1 protein-coding gene and 1 pseudogene are annotated in these 588 nt (G+C 74.1%); one reads left to right on the top strand and one right to left on the bottom strand.

The annotated features are described in order from the left end of the window. Positions 1–161, bottom strand: a pseudogene (locus tag G3I71_RS45810) (phosphoserine transaminase); the annotation flags it as partial. Positions 162–246: 85 nt separating this feature from the next. Here G3I71_RS45810 and G3I71_RS45805 point away from each other — a divergent pair. Beyond that, the coding region (locus tag G3I71_RS45805; protein ID WP_343243289.1) for an FAD-binding oxidoreductase at positions 247–588 on the top strand (342 nt) is incomplete at its 3' end.

Here is a 588-nt window from a genome sequence, read left to right as displayed (position 1 = left end):
CCGACCAGGTTCTTGACCGGGGCCTGGCGGTGAGAGGTTCCGAGCAGGGAGGTACCGGTGGCGGCGAGGGCGTCCAGCGCCTCGGTCCGCACCTTGGAGGGGCCCGCGCCGAAGCGTCCGTCGGCGGGCTTGATGTCAGCGGGAATCTGGATCTCAGCCACGAGCGGAGCGTATCGGGTCCGGGTCCGCGCACCGGAAACGCGTCCAGCGAATGAGACACGCCGGCGCGGTGGCAGGGTGGGCGCCGTGACGACACCCGGGGAACTGGAACGGACATTGCGAGCGAACCTGCGCGGCGGGGTCGACTTCGGGGCCGCCGCCCGCGCGCTGGTGACCATGGACGCCTCCAACTACCGCCGCGTCCCGGTCGGCGTGGTCACCCCGCGCGACGCCGAGGACGTGGCCACCGCCCTGCGGATCTGCGCCGACGCCGGGGTCCCCGTCGTGCCGCGCGGCGGTGGCACCTCCATCGCCGGGCAGGCGACCGGCACCGGCGTGGTCCTCGACCTCACCCGGCACATGAACGCCCTCGTCTCCCTCGACCCCGCGGCCCGGACGGCGGTCGTCCAACCCGGGCTGGTCCTCGAC

The organism is Streptomyces sp. SID12501 (assembly GCF_010550245.1).
Taxonomy (GTDB): Bacteria; Actinomycetota; Actinomycetes; order Streptomycetales; family Streptomycetaceae; genus Streptomyces.
Note: the sequence above shows the minus strand (reverse complement) of the source record. Positions and strands in the feature narration are given on the sequence as shown.